The organism is Candidatus Sulfidibacterium hydrothermale, from assembly GCF_020149915.1.
GTDB classification, from domain to species: domain Bacteria; phylum Bacteroidota; class Bacteroidia; order Bacteroidales; family F082; genus Sulfidibacterium; species Sulfidibacterium hydrothermale.
This window is the reverse complement of sequence record NZ_CP083760.1, coordinates 3,091,987-3,109,318: the sequence shown is the minus strand read 5'-3', so window position 1 is coordinate 3,109,318 and position 17,332 is coordinate 3,091,987. Positions and strand designations below refer to the sequence as shown.

Below are 17,332 nucleotides of genomic sequence, written 5' to 3'. Positions count from 1 at the left end.
CCAATAAAAAAACCCGCAGATTGTTTCTGCGGGTTTTTAGATCTTTGAAAAAGAAAATCTTACTCAGCCAGAATCAACACTTTGTTGTTAAGCACTTCAATAACACCGCCGTTGATGTCATAAAATTCTTCCGATTTTCCTTTTCCCACTTTTACTTTTCCCTTGGCCAGTGCCGAAATAAGCGGAGCGTGATTGTTCAGGATTTCGAAAGAACCATCAATACCCGGTAGTTGTACCAGGTCGGCCTCTCCTTTAAAGATGGTTTTATCCGGGGTAATGATTTCCAGGTTCATGTTGTCTTATTTTTTTGATTCGGCCAGCATTTTCTTTCCTTTTTCGATGGCTTCTTCAATTGTTCCCACCAAGTTAAAGGCAGCTTCAGGATATTCATCCACTTCACCATCCATGATCATGTTAAATCCTTTGATGGTATCTTCAATGGAAACGAGCGTTCCTTTTAGTCCGGTAAATTGCTCGGCCACAAAGAAAGGCTGTGACAGGAAGCGTTGTACACGGCGGGCACGGTTTACGACCAGTTTGTCTTCTTCCGAGAGCTCATCCATTCCGAGAATGGCGATAATATCCTGCAGCTCATTGTAGCGTTGCAGAATATTTTTCACACGCTGAGCGGTGTTGTAATGCTCTTCTCCTACAATGTCGGGAGTAAGAATACGGGAAGTGGAATCCAGCGGATCCACAGCCGGATAAATTCCCAGCTCGGCAATTTTACGGCTTAATACAGTTGTTGCATCAAGGTGGGCAAAAGTTGTTGCCGGAGCAGGGTCGGTAAGGTCGTCAGCAGGTACGTAAACGGCTTGTACCGATGTAATGGAACCCCGTTTGGTAGAGGTGATTCGTTCTTGCATGACCCCCATTTCGGTGGCTAGGGTAGGTTGGTAACCTACAGCCGATGGCATACGTCCCAACAAAGCAGAAACTTCCGATCCGGCCTGGGTAAAACGGAAAATGTTGTCAATAAAGAAAAGAATATCGCGACCGCCCGATTTTTCATCTCCGTCACGGAAATATTCGGCCAGTGTCAATCCGGACAAAGCCACACGGGCACGGGCTCCGGGAGGTTCGTTCATTTGTCCGAAAACCAGCGTTGCCTGCGATTTAGCTAATTCTTCGTAATCCACTTTGGAGAGGTCCCATCCTCCCTTTTCCATATCTTCTTTAAATGCTTCTCCATACCGGATAACACCCGATTCGATCATTTCGCGAAGCAAATCGTTTCCTTCACGGGTCCGTTCACCTACACCACCAAATACCGAAAGTCCGGCATACGCTTTGGCGATGTTGTTGATCAGCTCCATGATAATAACGGTTTTTCCTACGCCGGCACCACCGAACAAACCGACTTTTCCACCTTTAGAGTAAGGCTCAATGAGGTCGATTACTTTAATCCCGGTATAAAGAATTTCGGATTGGGTATTCAGGTCTTCGTAAATGGGAGGTTCACGGTGGATGGGGTAGCTGGTTTTGGTTTCCACTTTTTTCAGCCCGTCAATGGATTCTCCAATCACGTTGAACAGTCGTCCGCGAATGTTTTCGCCGGTAGGCATGGTAATAGGTTGTCCGGTGCTGATGACTTCCATTCCGCGGCGTAAGCCGTCGGTGGAATCCATGGCAATGGTTCGTACCGTATTTTCTCCGGTAGCCTGTTGTACTTCGAGTACTATTTTTTCTCCATTGCTACGTTCAATGATCAGTGCATCATAAATTTTGGGAAGATCTTTTTCAGTTTCAAAAACGACGTCAACGACGGGGCCGATAATTTGTGCAATGTGCCCGATATTTTTTTTGTCCATAAAAAGCTTATGATTAAGAGGATTTATTCTTTGGGGCAAATATAGGAATTTAAAATTATTTAAAATGTGTTTAAAATAAATTTTTCAACTGAAAATCCGGGGGCTTATCCGTTGGCTGTTTTATGGTTTAAATGCGGGTATCTTTCTGTATAGTAATAGATTTACTGAGGAAATTTTATCCCGATATCGGGATAAAAGCAATAAAACATAAAAAAAACAGGGTGCCCTTGTGAAAGAGCACCCTGCGAAAGATATTTGGATCAGTTGTTTGGTTTAGTTTTCAAAGACGAAATCATCGCCTTTAACATCAATACGGATGGGTTTTTCAGCATTGACTTTACCGGCCAGGATCATTTTTGACAATTCGTTCAGTACTTCGCGCTGGATAACCCGTTTCAACGGACGGGCACCAAATTGCGGATCGTAACCCATTTCGGCCAGCTTTTGAATGGCATTGTCGGTAATTTCAAGCTGAATACCGTTTTTAGCCAGCATTTGCTGTATGCGGTTGAATTGTAATTTTACAATTCCGTGAATTTCGTCGCGCGTCAGCGGTTTGAACATGATGATCTCGTCGATACGGTTCAAAAACTCCGGACGGATCGTCTTTTTCAGTAATTCAAAAACTTCATTCCGGGTTTTTTCAATCACTTCCTGTTCGTTATTTTCTTTCAGATGACTGAAGTTTTCCTGAATCAGGTGTGACCCGATATTTGAAGTCATGATGATAATGGTGTTCTTGAAGTCCACCACACGACCCTTGTTGTCCGTCAGACGGCCATCGTCCAATACCTGCAGCAAAATGTTGAAGACATCCGGATGGGCTTTCTCGATTTCGTCAAGCAGGATAACCGAATACGGTTTTCTCCGGACGGCTTCGGTCAACTGGCCGCTTTCGTCGTATCCCACGTAGCCGGGAGGCGCTCCCACGAGACGCGAAACGGAATGCCGTTCCTGATATTCCGACATGTCGATACGCACCATGGCGTTTTCGTTGTCGAAAAGGAATTCGGCCAGCGCTTTAGCCAGCTCCGTTTTACCCACACCGGTTGTTCCCAGGAAGATAAACGAACCGATAGGCCGTTTTTCGTCCTGTAATCCGGCACGGCTACGACGGATGGCGTCGGCAATGGCCTGGATGGCATCATCTTGTCCGACGACCCGTTTGTGCAGTTCGTCTTCCAGATGCAGTAATTTCTCGCGTTCGCTTTGCAACATCCGGCTTACCGGAATTCCTGTCCATTTCGAAACGACTTCGGCCACTTCTTCAGCCGTTACTTCTTCGTTGATCATGGGCTTGTCGCCCTGTACTTCTTTCAGTTTCTTTTTCAGCTCTTCTACTTCTGCTTCGGTTTTTTGGATTTTACCGTAACGCAGTTCGGCTACTTTTCCAAAATCACCGTCACGTTCAGCACGTTCGGCTTCCAGTTTGTAATCTTCAATGGCTTTTTTCAGCTGCTGAATTTTATCTACAATTTCTTTTTCAGCCCGCCATTTGGCGCGTAAATCGTTTCGTTTTTCGTTTAAGTTGGCCAGCTCTTCGTTAATACGATTCAGTTTAACTTTATCTTTTTCACGTTTGATGGCCTCTTTTTCAATTTCAAGCTGACGAATACGTCTTTCCACAACTTCCAGTTCTTCAGGAAGTGAGTTGATTTCCAGACGCAGTTTGGCAGCCGATTCATCAATCAGGTCAATGGCCTTGTCAGGCAAAAACCGGTCGGTGATGTATCGTTGTGACAGCTCGACGGCCGCTACAATCGCTTCATCCAGAATACGCACTTTATGATGCGTTTCGTAACGCTCTTTCAGTCCACGTAAGATAGAGATGGCCGATTCGGTATCGGGTTCGTCCACCATCACCAGCTGGAAACGGCGTTCGAGTGCCTTGTCTTTTTCAAAGTATTTTTGATACTCTTTCAGTGTGGTAGCTCCGATGGCCCGTAATTCACCCCTTGCCAATGCCGGTTTCAGAATGTTGGCAGCATCCATGGCGCCTTCTGATTTTCCTGCTCCTACCAGGGTGTGAATTTCGTCGATGAACAAAATGATTTCGCCATCCGATTCAACCACTTCTTTCACAACGGCTTTCAAACGTTCTTCAAACTCGCCTTTGTATTTGGCTCCTGCAATCAGTGCGCCCATATCGAGCGAGAAAAGCCGTTTGGTTTTCAGGTTTTCGGGTACATCACCGTTTACAATACGATGGGCAATACCTTCGGCAATAGCCGTTTTACCCACACCCGGTTCACCTACCAGGATCGGGTTGTTTTTGGTACGACGCGAAAGAATCTGCAATACCCTTCTGATTTCGTCATCGCGGCCAATAACCGGATCCAATTTGCCGTTGGCTGCCATTTCGTTCAGGTTACGCGCATAACGGTTCAATGCGTTATACTGGTCTTCGGCACTTTGGCTGTTGACCGTAGAACCTTTGCGTAAATCCTTAATGGCAGTGATCAACGCCTTTTTGGTAATTCCGTTGTCTTTTAACAGGTCGGATGCGGTACTTTTTACGTCAAGTATAGCCAGCAGCAAATGTTCTACCGACACAAACTCATCTTTGAATTCGGCCAGATAAGTTTGTGCTTTTTGCAAAACCTGCTGGGCATCGTTTGACAGGTAAGGCTGACCACCCGACACTTTGGGCAACGACTCAATAATACGGTCTACTGCCTGTGAAAAGACCGGATAGTCTACGTTTAATTTTTTCAGCAGAAAAGGCGTTGCATTTTCATCAACAAGCAAAATCCCTTTTAACAAGTGGATGCTTTCGATAGCCTGCTGGCCTTGTTGCATGGCCAGTTCCTGGGCTTTCTGCAATGCTTCCTGCGATTTTATGGTGAATTGATTTAAATTCATATTAATTTCCTCCTTTTTATCTTTGTTTTTTGCGGAGATATAAACAAATATTCAACCAAGATAAAAATAATGATAACTTTCAGACTTTCTGTCAGTTATAAGCAAAACAAACTGTCATAATGGCTGTATTTAATTTGGTGGTCTGAAAAAATTTCCGATATTTGCCGTTAATTCGTAAACAGTAAGTTTTTTTATGCAGCAAAAGAAGAAAACCCTGGTGGTGGGGGCCAGTGAGAAACCGCATCGATATTCCAATAAAGCCATTCGCAAATTGTTGCGCTATGGGCATGAAGTGGTTCCGTTAGCACCACGTGACGGACAGGTAGCTGGTGTTCCGTTTGTAACGGGTTTTCCAAAAATAGAAGATGTTCATACGGTTACGCTGTATATCGGTCCGGCCCGGCAACCGGCTTATTATGATTATCTGATTGCACTTAAACCCAAACGGATCATCTTTAATCCCGGCACAGAAAATCCGGTTTTGCTTCAAAAAGCACAGGAAAACGGCATAGAAACCATTGAAAATTGTACGCTGGTGATGCTGGAAACGTTGTTGTTTTGATTTTTTGTTGCCGGAGTTTTTTCTTTTTCCGGTTCTTTTTTCTCAGAAAAAACGGATAAGATTCTTGTGTTGATAGCCTGTTTGATAAAGGTTTTCTTCTTTTTTGTTTTTCAGTAGAGTGGCAAAAGATTAAGCCTTGGTTTTGAATTTGTTGCAAGATTATTTCATTCTGTATTTTGTTTTCTGCCATAGAATTTTTGGGTGTTGTTTTATGAATTTTTAATGAATTTTCATCCGGGATGCCGCGGTGCTTTTTGCAAATTGTTGTATTTTAGCCCTTGACAATTTACAGTTTATCTCCCATAAAAAAGAAAATTTATGCAGTATCCGAAAAAAGTAGTTGTAGGTGACATTACCGTTCGGGATGGTTTTCAACATGAAGAAAAATTTATTCCCACACAAGCTAAAGTCTGGGTTCTTGAACAATTAATTCTTAGTGGTGTTAAACACCTTGAGGTTACTAATTTTGGTAATCCGAAAGGGATGCCACAGTTTAAAGATGCCGATGAGCTGTTTAAACAAATCCGGCAGAGTAAAAAAGTGAAAGATAAGCTGGATGATGTGGTGTTAACTGCTGTAACGATTCGTGAACGGGCTATTGAGCGGGCAATCAATGCAAAAAAAGAAGGATACGGGCCGGATCGTATTTTATTGATGGTTTCCACCAGCGAATCGCACCAGATTAAAAATTCCGGATTGACCCTGAAAGAGTATTGGAAAATGGCGGAAGAATGGATTCCGAAAGCCAAAGATGCCGGAATTAAAATTAACGGAACGGTAAGTACCATTTGGGGGTGTCCTATTGAAGGTCCCACACGGCTGGAAGATGCGATTTCGTTTACCCAGCGTTGGTTTGATATTGGTGCTGATGATGTGGAACATGCCGATCATGACGGGTCTGCTTCTCCCGACCGGGTTTACCGGTATTACTCGATGTTGCTGGATAAAGTGGATAATCCGCATAAACAAATTGCCCATTTTCATACTACACGGGGCTGGGGACTGGCTAATGTATTGGCGGCTTTGCAAGCCGGAATGACCAATTTTGAATCAACTCTTGGCGGTATTGGCGGACAACCGGCGAATTTTGTAGATGGAGTTCCTGTAGCCGGTACCGGCGATTATTATTATAATGATCCGAATGATGTTGGTTTGGTTAGCACCGAAGACATGGTGGTGATGATGGATGAAATGGGAATTGAAACCGATCTGGACATCGATCGTATTTTGCAGATCGGGAAAATTGTAGAAAAAATTGTGGGACGTCGTTTACGGTCAAAAACAGTAAATCAGGGACGTATTCCCAAATCCATGACCGGAAGAAAATAGCTTTTTGCTTTTTCAAAAAAACCATTTTAGGAACCAAAAGTTTATTTATGGAAAAGAATCTTCTTTCCCTCCGGGGAGTAAAATATTTTTTTGTTTTCGTTTTTTCTGCTTTGTTGTTATTGGATGCCTGTCATTTGCCTGAGGAAAGGCGGCTGGTGGGCCGTGTTTATGTGATCGACAAGCGTATCCAAACTCCGGCAGATATTGTGCCGGTACGCAGTCCGGAAGTTATTCCGTATGTTTATACGCGTACCTGTTCGTTAGATACGTTGCCGGTGCCGGAGAAAAAACAAAAGTTTTTTGATATGATGCTGCCGGCCATCCTGGTGGCCAAAACCAATCTGGATTTTACCCGGCAGGAAGTGGAAAGATTGATCAGGAAGAAAAAAATGACCCGGTTAGAAAGAAAATCACTGGAAGAATTGATGAAGAAATATCATACGAAAAATGTTCAAGAGTTGATTAAACGGCTTTATACTTTTCCGGTGAGTATTGTATTGGCTCAGGCCGCCATAGAAAGTGGATGGGGGACTTCACGTTTTTTTGTTCAGGCCAACAACCCGTTTGGAATGTGGTCGTTCAATCCTGATCATAATCGCATTGCCGCTGCGTCCACCCGCGATGGAACCAAGGTTTATCTCCGGAAATTCAGGGATATTGAACAAGCCATAGATGCCTATTACAAAATGTTGGCTACCGGAAAGCCGTTTGCTGCTTTCCGGGATGCCCGGATGCATGAAAGTAATCCGGATTCTTTGATTCAATACTTGAAAATGTATTCAGAGCGGCGAGATTCGTATGTGCAGGATCTGGCGAAAGTAATCCGAACCAGCCATCTGAAAAAATATGATCATTACAAAATTGCTCCGGAGTACATCCGCAAAAAACAACATTTCCGTTTGTTTGAAGAATAAAGCCGGTATACGGGAAAGGCAAACGGAAAAGGCTTGATGTAGAGAAGTTTATGGTTCTTGCTTTTGAAAGGCTTGTTCCAGTTGCTGATACCATTTTTCCCCGAATCGTCTGATCAATGGAGTTTTCAGGTATTTGTAGAGCGGAATGTTTTCTTTTTTCCCCTTTATCAAAGCGGTTTTGCAAATATCCCAGCGATCATAATTAACGGCGATGTGTTGTTTTAGCTTTGATAGTCGTACAGGATATAAATGGCAGGAAACCGGTTTCTGGAAATGAATTTTTCCTTCTAGCCAGGCTTTTTCAATAGCACAGTAGCTGATGCCGTTTTCAAAAACGACAAAAGCGCATTCGCGGTCGTTAACCAGCGGCGTAACATATTCCCCATCAATATCATAGTCGAAAACCCCGTTTTTTTCAATGACTTTGCGTCCCTCCGGGGTCATGTAAGGTTTTATGGTTTCAATAATTTCTTCGAGCAGGGCAATTTCGTCTTCTTCCAACGGGGCACCGGCATCTCCTTCCACACAACAATCGCCATGACATTGTGCCAGATCACAGGAAAACTGAACCGTTCTTAACTCGTCCGAAACGAGCGTATTTTCAATCACTATCATGCGGCAAAAATAAGTATTCGGAGCATTAATTCTGTTCCGGTTTTATCAGACGCGATATTTTTTGGTAAGATTTTTTAAAACCGGCAGAAAACCGTGAGCGGGCAGCTTGTTCATCAGCTTTAAGCCGGAGAGCCAGTTTCTGGCCTTCTTCGTATCCCACATCAAAAATTTCGTCGGCTTTGTTAAAATCAAGCGTGGTGTAACGTCGTGTTCCGGGCGGATCAACAATGTAATCGCAATATCCCAGTTCGTTACGGATGGTATTGTAGATGGCAAGATGGTACGAACGGGACAGGATGTCTTTCATGCGTTTGAATTCGCTTTTTTCGGCAATGTGGTTAACATGAACGCCGATGATCTTATTGCATTGGTTTTTTAAAACGGCTGCAGCCATATTTTTAGTGAGTCCGCCGTCCACGTAGTAAATGCCGTTGATCACCACGGGATGGAACAGTAGCGGAATGGACGCAGAAGCCAGCGTGTACTGGATGAATTTTCCTTTAGAGATGATTTCGTTTTGTCCGGAATTTAAATTGGTAACCGATAGAAATACCGGGACTTTCAGGATGCTGAAATCATCTTTTATGGCCAGTGACCGGAAAAGATCTTCAACTTTCCGCAAGCTGAAAATGCCCTGTTTTTGCCAGTTGATATTACTAACATGCAGCGGTTTTATCTCTTTTTTGATCAGCCGCAGCATATCGCGGGCCGGAATTCCTAAGGCATAGCCCACGGCTACCATAGCTCCCATGCTGGTTCCTGAAATGGCCGAAGGGCGAAAACCGTTTTCTTCCAGTGCGGTAAGTACGCCCAGGTGGGCAATGCCCCGGGCGCCGCCGCCGCTTAATGCCAGTCCGTACATAGGCCGCTTTTTCATGTTTGGTAATTATAGATTATAATCTTTCAAAGGTAAAGAAAAAGGAGATGAAATCCGAGAAGGACAATATTTTGAAAGCAAAAAGACGGTGCTCAAGACAAGATGCCAATGACAAACGAAATCACAAAAGACAAAAAGACAAATCCCAAAAATCAACTTCTTTTGTCCTTCTGAGCGTAGCGAAGAATCTATTTTAACCACTGCCAGTTTTTTGAGATCCTTCACTACGCTTCGCTCCGTTCAGGATGAACTGTGTTAAAAAGCAAATATTTTTTCATAATTTTCTTCGTATTTATTCAATTTTGTTCCAATAGCATAGGCCTGTCTTAACAACTTATTTGCAATTGCAATTTTTATAACTCTTTCGGGCTTTCCTTTTTCTGATAATCTATCATAGAGTGCTATACATTGACTATTGTGTTTTTTTGCTGACCATGAACATAAATACAATAGCTTGCGTATATATCTGTTCCCCATTTTTGTAATGTGTCCTTTTCCGTTTATACTTGTCCCTGATGAAAATATCCTGGGAACCAACCCTACGTAAGAAGATAATCTCTTAGCATTGTCAAATTTTTGAAAGTTATTGGTAATTGCTATCAGGATGGCCGCTGTTTTTGGTCCAATACCCGGAATAGATGTCAGCGCATTAAATGTATTGGCATAATGTATTTTTATTTTTTCAAGTATTCCGGCTTCCAGTTTAGCTATTTTCAGTTTAATCGTTTTTAACAATGCTCTTAACTCACGCATTACTTTCTTGTCGCAATCAGGAAACCGGGAAAATGCTTCCAGTTGATTATGAAGCATGGTTGCCTGTTTTTGCAAACCTTCAATGGCAGAATGAATTTGCTGAACCTGCATAATCACCGGCTCATCGGGTTGCCACAAAACGGGTTGTTCTGATTGGCCATATAAAGCGATCATCAGGGCATCTTTTTTATCCGTTTTGGCTTTTACCATTCGCATTCTTACGAAGTGTTTAATCTGCAATGGATTAACTACGGATACTTTTACCCCTTGTTTAAAAAGAAACCGGGCTAAAAACAGATAATAAGGGCCTGTTGCTTCCATTACACAGAGATCCTCTTTATCAATAATCTTCATAAACTTTGTAAACCCTTTGGCATCATTACTGTATTTGAAAAAAGAGAACTTTTCATCTTTTTTTTGAAAAGCAACATCAAAAGTTAATTTTGATACATCAATTCCTATAACTTTGCACATGACAAGATGTTTTTATCAGAAGGGATTCTACTTTGTCTTTTCAATCCTAAATACAGGCTTTCATGCCTAACGAACTGTTCAAGATTGAGTAGAAAGGAGAAAGGGACTATCATCCTGAACGGGCTTTTTTAGCCTAATGACAACCATTAGTCTTTATCTTTCTCCTTTTTCTCTTCTGATTGGTTAATAATTTTCAAACTTAACACTTCCTGTAATTATTTCTTTTTGCAAACATAGGATGACAGTGAAAATACAGGTAAAATCTTGAAAATCAACGATTCACCATTCGCTATTCACCATTCAGCACTCAATATTTATCGTTTGTCGTTTCCCAATGACCCGGATTGAACCCCCAAAAAACAAAAAACCAAAAGACAAAAATCCTAAACCCTAAACGCGAAGCGCCGATAAGACGTGGTGTATTGGAGTCCCGCAGGGACGACTCTTATTATCATTGACGCTGAATTTATTCAGAGGTGGCTGGTATTTCATCCCTTCGAGATTTCTGCAAAACTATTTGGAAAAGAGAAAAAGCTACAATTATCAATACAAAACAGACTTTATTCTTATCAAAACCCAATCACATCAAAAAGGGAATTACCCAAAGAAATTTCTAAGCATGCCATTATTTAGAATATTTCTTCTTAGTTTTGCCAACCAAAAATTAAGCACATGCAGGAATACATCCATTTGGGAATCGTTACGCTGATTACATTTTTCTTTAATATGCCCTGGGGATACTGGCGCGGTTCAGTGAAAAAATTCTCCTGGCAATGGTTTTTGGCCGTTCATCTCCCCATACCGGTTATTATTTTCTTGCGGTATTACTTTGAACTCGGCTTTCAGCTTTATACTTATCCTTTTTTGGTCGGTGCTTTTTTCCTGGGACAATATGTGGGAGCCCGTTATTATAAAAAAAGAAAAGCCCGGGCGGCACAAACGGAATCGCAATAACCAGCCTCTGCGATTAAATTCAGAACAGCTTTTACTGTTTTTTTTCTTAAAATTCTGTTAAAAAAGCTGAAAAACAGCCGGTCAGCCAACCGGATTCACGCGGTATTCTTTAATTTTGCAGAAAATTTTATCGTATGAAGAAAGTTTTACCTATCATATTATATTTTGTCTTTTTATCTTTTCTTGCCAAAGGACAAGATACCATTACTTTTATGCAATATAACTTGTTGAATTACGGTAATTTCACAAGCTATTGTACATCAAGTAATAATAATGTTGCCCGAAAAACGGGATATATCAGTACGATCGTACACTATGTTAAACCGGATATTCTGACGGTAAACGAAATGACCGGAATACGGTCTTATCATGATTATTTGTTGAATAACGGTTTGAATACCGATGGTGTAACCGAATATGTTAAGGCTTCGGATACCCTGGCACCAAAAGATGCTTATTTGGTCAATGTTTTGTATTACAATAAGAATAAACTGGGAGAGGCTTCTCACGTGGTGGCGCAGACCTATATCCGCGATGTGGACATTTTTAAATTGTATTACAAATCGCCCGATCTAAACGAAGGTGCCGATACAACATTTATCTATTGTGTTGTGGCCCACCTGAAAGCCGGTATTGATGATCAGAATGCCCGGAAAGTGATGGCTACCAATACCATGAACTATATTGCCGCACATGATCCGGATGAAAATTATCTGCTCATGGGCGATTTTAATGTTTATACTGACCAGGAACCTGCTTTTCAGGAATTTATTAATTATAAAAATGAAGCCATCCGGTTTCACGATCCGGTAGATGCAGTGGGTGACTGGCACAACAATGCGTCTTATGCCTTGTACCAGTCGCAGAGTACGCATTCTTACACCAGTGGTTGTCCTGCCGGCGGCGGACTGGATGACCGGTTTGATTTTATTTTGATCTCAAACAACGTAAAAAACGGAACAAAAAAAGTAAAATATGTGCCGGGAAGTTTTCATGTAGTAGGGCAAGATGGAAAACATTTTAACAAAGCCCTGTTGGATGATCCTGAAAATACGACTGTTCCTTCCAACGTTTTGAATGCCCTTTATTACAATTCCGATCACCTTCCGGTAACATTGAAAGTTTCTGTTGACCAGCCCACAGCGGCAGGAATACGGCAAATTCCTTCTGATATCAGTGAGCTGAAATTTTCCAATCCGGTGAAAGATGTATTGAATTTTTCGGTTCATGCTTCCAAGCCATTAAGCCTGAAAGTTGAAGTTTTTTCGCTGGTGGGGAAAAAAGTGATGCAAGAGCAGTTCTCGTTGTCCCAGGGTTTCTCAAGACAAACCATGGACGTGAGCGATCTTCCGAAAGGCCTTTATATTTTGAGATTTACTGAATCGAACGGGGCAAGCTTTAGCCGTAAACTGCTGAAGTATTGATTTCCTTCTTCTTTTTGCCTGTTTTCTTTCATAAATTATGGTCCCCGGATACTGAAAAAAAGGGTATATCCGGATATTTTGTATTTTTAAGCAGTCAACAATAGCGATATTTTGTTTTATGCCCGGACGAAAAAAGAAAATTTGGATTATTACCGGAAGTGTTCTTTCTCTGATCATTGTGCTGATTATTAGTTTTAACAGCATTGTAGCCGGAATTATAAAGAATAAAATTGATGATTTCGTGCATTTAGAAAAACTCAAAAATTATCATATTACCTATTCCAGGGTGGGTTTTAATTTTATGAACCGTTCGGTAAGCCTGATTGGATTGCATTATCAGCCGGATTCTCTGTATTTGGACAGTTTGGCCAAAGCCAATGTGGACATGATGGTTCCGGAACTCAGTTTGGGACGGCTTACGGTAGCCGGCATTCAGTTTAAAACGCTTTTGAAAGAGAAAAAGTTAATCATTCGGAAAATAACCGTAAAAAATCCGGTGATTAAAATGTACAAGTTTAACGGCATTAAAAAACCGGTAACTCCGGCCAAAAAACAAAAGGTTTCTTTTAAAGATTCTGTTCGGCTTGTTTTGCTTCATGGCGTTTTTATCCGAACCATCCGTTTTAAAAAGAGTAAATGGGAAATCTATAATTACAAACGGCATAAATATACACTGGTAAGTAATAATATTTCGTTGGAAATCAATGATCTGATGCTTAAAAACAGCGGGCATCAAAACCAGTATTTTTATCCGTCCTTAAAAGAAGCTTTTCTGACAGCAAAAGACAATTACATTCAGCTGGGAAATCAATTGTACGATATTCAATTTGATAAACTTTTTGTCGACCTTAAGGGTAACGAACTTTATATTGACGGATTTCGTTATAAACCGTTGTATTCTAAAAAAGATTTCTCAAAACACATTCGTTTTCAGAAAGAGCGTTTTGACATGAGGACTGATAAAATTTCTTTTGACGGAGCAAACTTTTATCTTTATCTCACAAAGGGGAAAGTATATATTCGAAAAATAGGAATATCCCATGCCCTGATCGATCTTTACCGGGATAAAAAAGTTCCCTTTAACCATAAACAGCGGCCTCTGTTTCCCCAGCAGTCGTTGAAAAAAATACCGGGAAAAATAACCATTGACACCATACAGATTTTAAACAGCCGGTTTCAATACAGCGAATCGTCGCCGGTTATTTCTACCCCGCTTATTGTTTATTTCTCTGATCTTTCGGGAACCATTACTCACGTGACAAATGTCCCCTCTCTTTGGCAAAAAAGCAACATGAAGATTAATCTTACCGGCCGGATGATGAATAAAGCTCCTTTTTATCTTCGGTTTTCTTTTCCGCTGGCGTCGGTGAAAGACACGTTTTACTTTAGTGGAGCAGTACACGGACCGGTTGCTTTCCGGGTTTTTAATCCGGCCATTTATCCGGCTTCGGGATTGAAATTTAAATCAGGTATTTTGGACAAGATGACCTTTAAAGGAAGTGGTAGTCCGCGTTATGGAACCGGAACCATGACCATGCTTTATCATGATATGGAGCTGGTAGCAACAAAGAAAAAAGACCGCAAAGCGTCTAATAAATTCATGAGCTGGGGGGTAAATACAATGGTTCGTAAAAATAATCCGCGAAAAGGAGACCAAAAAGGGGCGAAAACCGCCTCCATGTTTTTTCAGCGTGATATTGAAAAAGGATTTGGAAACTTTTTGTGGAAAACACTCTATAGCGGGATGAAAGCAACGATGTTGCCCAGTATAAACACCATTAACCGGAAAAGTGCAGAGTCGTTGTCTTACCCAAAACAAACAAAATAATCCAAAGTTAAAAAGCCTGAAAATATCCTTTTTTGTAGAGGATGAATTTGCCTTTTTTTCTCTTTTGGCGTTTATTTCTCTGTCTGAAATTGAAAATAGGAATTATTTTAGATTCATTTTCCTTTATTTGGCAGCTATTTAGTAGAATTTACCATTTTTTAGATAAACTTAATTTTATTTAACCATAAAATAGAATTAATTGAAGAATAAGATTTAATTTTGTAAAGAATTTTTTGAGGGTTTTTCAGCGTGGAAAGCAGGGGTGTTGGAGAGACGGAACCCTCTCAAAAAGAAATTATTAATCGTTAATTAAAAATATAGATCATGGAAGAAATATTTTCAAAAATCAAGGAGCTTTCGGAAAAGTACCGCGATTATACGGCACAAAACCTGTCAAAACTGGTAAAGATAAAATCATTAAGTACTCAGGAAAAAGAGGTTCAGCAAGAGCTGAAACGTCAGATGGAAGAAGCCGGATTTGACGAAGTTTTCATTGACGGACTGGGTAATGTGATTGGCCGCATCGGCAACGGAAAACGCATTTTGGCCATTGACGGACACATGGATACCGTGGATTTCGGCGATTTGGATGCCTGGGAATTTGATCCTTTAAGTGGAGAAATCAAAGATGGTTATGTTTTGGGCCGTGGAACGGCTGACCAGGAAGGTGGTCCGGCATCTTTTGTTACCTCCGGACGTATTCTGAAAGAGTTGGGTTTCGACAAAGATATTACCATCTATTTTGTGGGTAGTGTGATGGAAGAAGATTCGGATGGATTGCCCTGGAAATACATTGTGGAAGAAGATAAAATTCGTCCTGATTTTGCCATTAGTACCGAACCGACCAATTTGAACATCTATCGGGGTCACCGCGGACGGATGGAGATTGAAGTGAGCTTTTACGGTTTGTCGGCCCACGGTTCTGCTCCCGAAAGGGGAAAGAATGCCATTTATATGGCTTCAAAAGCAGCACTGGAGATTGAAAAACTGAACGAACGGCTGGCTTATGATGAATTTCTTGGAAAAGGAAGTGTAACGATTTCGGAAATGGTTACCGGAAGTCCTTCGCTGTGTTCGGTTGCCGATTTTGCAAAATTTCATCTCGACAGACGGCTTACTTGGGGAGAAACCAAAGAATCAGCCGTAAAAGAGATTGAAGAAATCGTAAAAGACATGAACGCCAAAGTGGAGGTTCTGCAGTATAAAGAAAAAGCATACACCGGCTTGGAATACGGTATGGAAAAATACTATCCTACCTGGAAAATGCCGGAAGATCATCCGGTGGTACAAACCGGTGTCAGTGCTTATTCGGCCTTGTACGGAAAAGCGCCGAAAGTAGACAAATGGACTTTCTCTACCAACGGCGTGGTGATCAATGGTATTTATGGTATCCCGACCATTGGTTTTGGCCCGGGTAACGAAGAGCTGGCGCATGCTCCTAACGAAAAAACACCGGTGGAACATCTCGTAGTAGCCAGCGCTTTCTATGCCGCTTATGCCTATAAGTTTGCTGATGAAAAGTAAATAAGAATCAAGAAAAAAGATACAAGACACAAGAAAAAAGCAAAAGAAACACAAAAACAAAAAATCAATATGGAGCTGAAACAACAGATAGAACAACTAAAAGCATTAAAAACAAATTTATATCAGAATGATTTCCTGCTGACTTGGGAGAAAAGCGAAGAAGAACTGAAAATGGTGCTGGAAACAGCTGCCATTCTAAAAAAGATGCGGGAAAATAATATCTCACCGAAAGTGTTTGAATCAGGATTGGCGATTTCCATTTTTCGGGATAACTCTACCCGTACCCGCTTTTCTTATGCTTCGGCAGCCAATTTGCTCGGACTGGAAGTACAGGACTTGGATGAAAAGAAATCGCAAATTGCCCACGGAGAAACCGTACGTGAAACCGCCAATATGATCTCTTTTTTAAGTGATTTTATCGGCATTCGCGATGACATGTTCATTGGCGAAGGACACAAATACATGTTGGAAGTGGGTCAGGCGCTTGACGATGGATATAAAAATGGCGTGTTGCCGGTACGTCCGGGTATCGTAAACCTGCAATGCGACCAGGATCATCCTACCCAGTCGATGGCTGATTTGCTGCATTTGAAACAGCATTATGGTTCGCTCGAAGCGCTTAAAGGAAAGAAAATCGTGATGAGCTGGGCTTATTCGCCGAGTTACGGTAAACCGCTTTCTGTTCCGCAGGGTATCATCACGTTGATGACACGGTTCGGAATGAATGTGGAGCTGGCTTATCCTGAAGGCTATGAGTTGATTCCTGAAATTGTGGATATTGCCCGTGAGAATGCTAAAAACAGCGGGGGAAGTTTCCATATCAGCCATTCGATGGAAGAAGCGGTGAAGGATGCAGATATTGTTTATCCCAAAAGCTGGGCGCCGTTCCATGTGATGGTACAACGTACCGAGCTATTGAAAAAAGGCGATACCCAAGCCTTGGATGAACTGGAAAAAGCAGCTCTGGCCGAAAATGCCAAACACAAAGACTGGGAATACAACGAACACAAAATGCAACTCACCAAAGGACAGGATGCATTGTATATGCACTGCCTGCCGGCAGACATTACTGATGTTTCGTGTAAAGCCGGAGAAGTCAGCAAAGATGTGTTTGAAAAATACCGTATTCCTACTTATGTGGAAGCTGGTTTTAAACCCTATATTATTGCTGCCATGATGTTTACCAACCGGTTTAAAAATACACCGGAAGTATTACAGAAAATTCTGGACAGCAACCAAAAAAGGGTTTTGTATTAGAACTCATTATTTATTTAACTGTTCCATAAAAAAAAGGCCCCGCGAATTTGCGGGGCTTTTTTATTACTTATTACAAAGAATAAGTAAAATGGAACATTTAAAGGTCGTGTTATGCTAAACGTTTTTAATCAGTTATTCCTTCAAAGTT

At 41.5% G+C, this 17,332-nt stretch carries 14 protein-coding genes; 8 read left to right on the top strand and 6 right to left on the bottom strand.

Annotated elements, in window-relative coordinates; all coding sequences use genetic code 11:
• Window positions 1-59: 59 nt before the first annotated feature.
• The 3 genes from atpC to clpB all read right to left on the bottom strand — a co-directional run bounded on the left by atpC (window position 60) and on the right by clpB (window position 4,673).
• The gene (atpC, locus tag LA303_RS12750; protein ID WP_240525762.1) at window positions 60-293 is read right to left on the bottom strand and encodes an ATP synthase F1 subunit epsilon; all 234 of its coding nucleotides are present in this window, start codon (window positions 291-293) and stop codon (window positions 60-62) included.
• A 6-nt stretch (window positions 294-299) separates the two neighbouring features.
• The gene (gene atpD / locus LA303_RS12745) at window positions 300-1,811 is read right to left on the bottom strand and encodes a F0F1 ATP synthase subunit beta (protein ID WP_240525761.1); all 1,512 of its coding nucleotides are present in this window, start codon (window positions 1,809-1,811) and stop codon (window positions 300-302) included.
• A gap of 273 nt (window positions 1,812-2,084) precedes the next feature.
• Window positions 2,085-4,673, bottom strand: a complete 2,589-nt coding sequence (clpB, locus tag LA303_RS12740; protein ID WP_240525760.1) for an ATP-dependent chaperone ClpB — start codon at window positions 4,671-4,673, stop codon at window positions 2,085-2,087.
• 193 nt (window positions 4,674-4,866) lie between these two features.
• On the opposite strand from clpB, the gene LA303_RS12735 reads away from it, so the two are divergent.
• The 3 genes from LA303_RS12735 to LA303_RS12725 all read left to right on the top strand — a co-directional run bounded on the left by LA303_RS12735 (window position 4,867) and on the right by LA303_RS12725 (window position 7,478).
• Window positions 4,867-5,235, top strand: coding sequence for a CoA-binding protein (locus LA303_RS12735; protein ID WP_240525759.1), 369 nt, complete (start codon window positions 4,867-4,869; stop codon window positions 5,233-5,235).
• A 318-nt stretch (window positions 5,236-5,553) separates the two neighbouring features.
• Window positions 5,554-6,564, top strand: coding sequence for a beta/alpha barrel domain-containing protein (locus tag LA303_RS12730; RefSeq protein WP_240525758.1), 1,011 nt, complete (start codon window positions 5,554-5,556; stop codon window positions 6,562-6,564).
• Window positions 6,565-6,611: 47 nt separating this feature from the next.
• Entirely contained in the window at window positions 6,612-7,478 is an 867-nt protein-coding gene (locus LA303_RS12725) for a glucosaminidase domain-containing protein (protein ID WP_240525757.1), read from the top strand.
• 48 nt (window positions 7,479-7,526) lie between these two features.
• On the opposite strand, the gene LA303_RS12720 is transcribed toward LA303_RS12725, so the two are convergent.
• The 3 genes from LA303_RS12720 to LA303_RS12710 all read right to left on the bottom strand — a co-directional run bounded on the left by LA303_RS12720 (window position 7,527) and on the right by LA303_RS12710 (window position 10,197).
• Window positions 7,527-8,093 (bottom strand): DUF3109 family protein, encoded by a 567-nt coding sequence (locus tag LA303_RS12720; RefSeq protein ID WP_240525756.1) that lies wholly within the window; start codon window positions 8,091-8,093, stop codon window positions 7,527-7,529.
• A 25-nt stretch (window positions 8,094-8,118) separates the two neighbouring features.
• Window positions 8,119-8,970, bottom strand: coding sequence for a patatin-like phospholipase family protein (locus tag LA303_RS12715; RefSeq protein WP_240525755.1), 852 nt, complete (start codon window positions 8,968-8,970; stop codon window positions 8,119-8,121).
• A gap of 255 nt (window positions 8,971-9,225) precedes the next feature.
• Window positions 9,226-10,197, bottom strand: a complete 972-nt coding sequence (locus tag LA303_RS12710) for an IS110 family RNA-guided transposase (protein ID WP_240525754.1) — start codon at window positions 10,195-10,197, stop codon at window positions 9,226-9,228.
• A gap of 672 nt (window positions 10,198-10,869) precedes the next feature.
• Here LA303_RS12710 and LA303_RS12705 point away from each other — a divergent pair.
• From LA303_RS12705 to ygeW, 5 genes are all read left to right on the top strand, one after another.
• A complete protein-coding gene (locus tag LA303_RS12705; protein WP_240525753.1) occupies window positions 10,870-11,151 on the top strand; it encodes a hypothetical protein in 282 nt (93 codons plus the stop codon).
• Between the two features lie 134 nt (window positions 11,152-11,285).
• Window positions 11,286-12,575, top strand: a complete 1,290-nt coding sequence (locus tag LA303_RS12700) for a T9SS type A sorting domain-containing protein (RefSeq protein WP_240525752.1) — start codon at window positions 11,286-11,288, stop codon at window positions 12,573-12,575.
• Window positions 12,576-12,693: 118 nt separating this feature from the next.
• On the top strand, window positions 12,694-14,403 hold the full coding sequence (locus LA303_RS12695; protein ID WP_240525751.1) for a hypothetical protein: 1,710 nt from the start codon (window positions 12,694-12,696) through the stop codon (window positions 14,401-14,403).
• A gap of 324 nt (window positions 14,404-14,727) precedes the next feature.
• Complete coding sequence (locus LA303_RS12690; RefSeq protein ID WP_240525750.1) at window positions 14,728-15,927, top strand: YgeY family selenium metabolism-linked hydrolase; 1,200 nt, start codon at window positions 14,728-14,730, stop codon at window positions 15,925-15,927.
• Between the two features lie 69 nt (window positions 15,928-15,996).
• A complete protein-coding gene (gene ygeW, locus LA303_RS12685) occupies window positions 15,997-17,184 on the top strand; it encodes a knotted carbamoyltransferase YgeW (protein WP_240525749.1) in 1,188 nt (395 codons plus the stop codon).
• The last annotated feature ends 148 nt before the right edge of the window (window positions 17,185-17,332 follow it).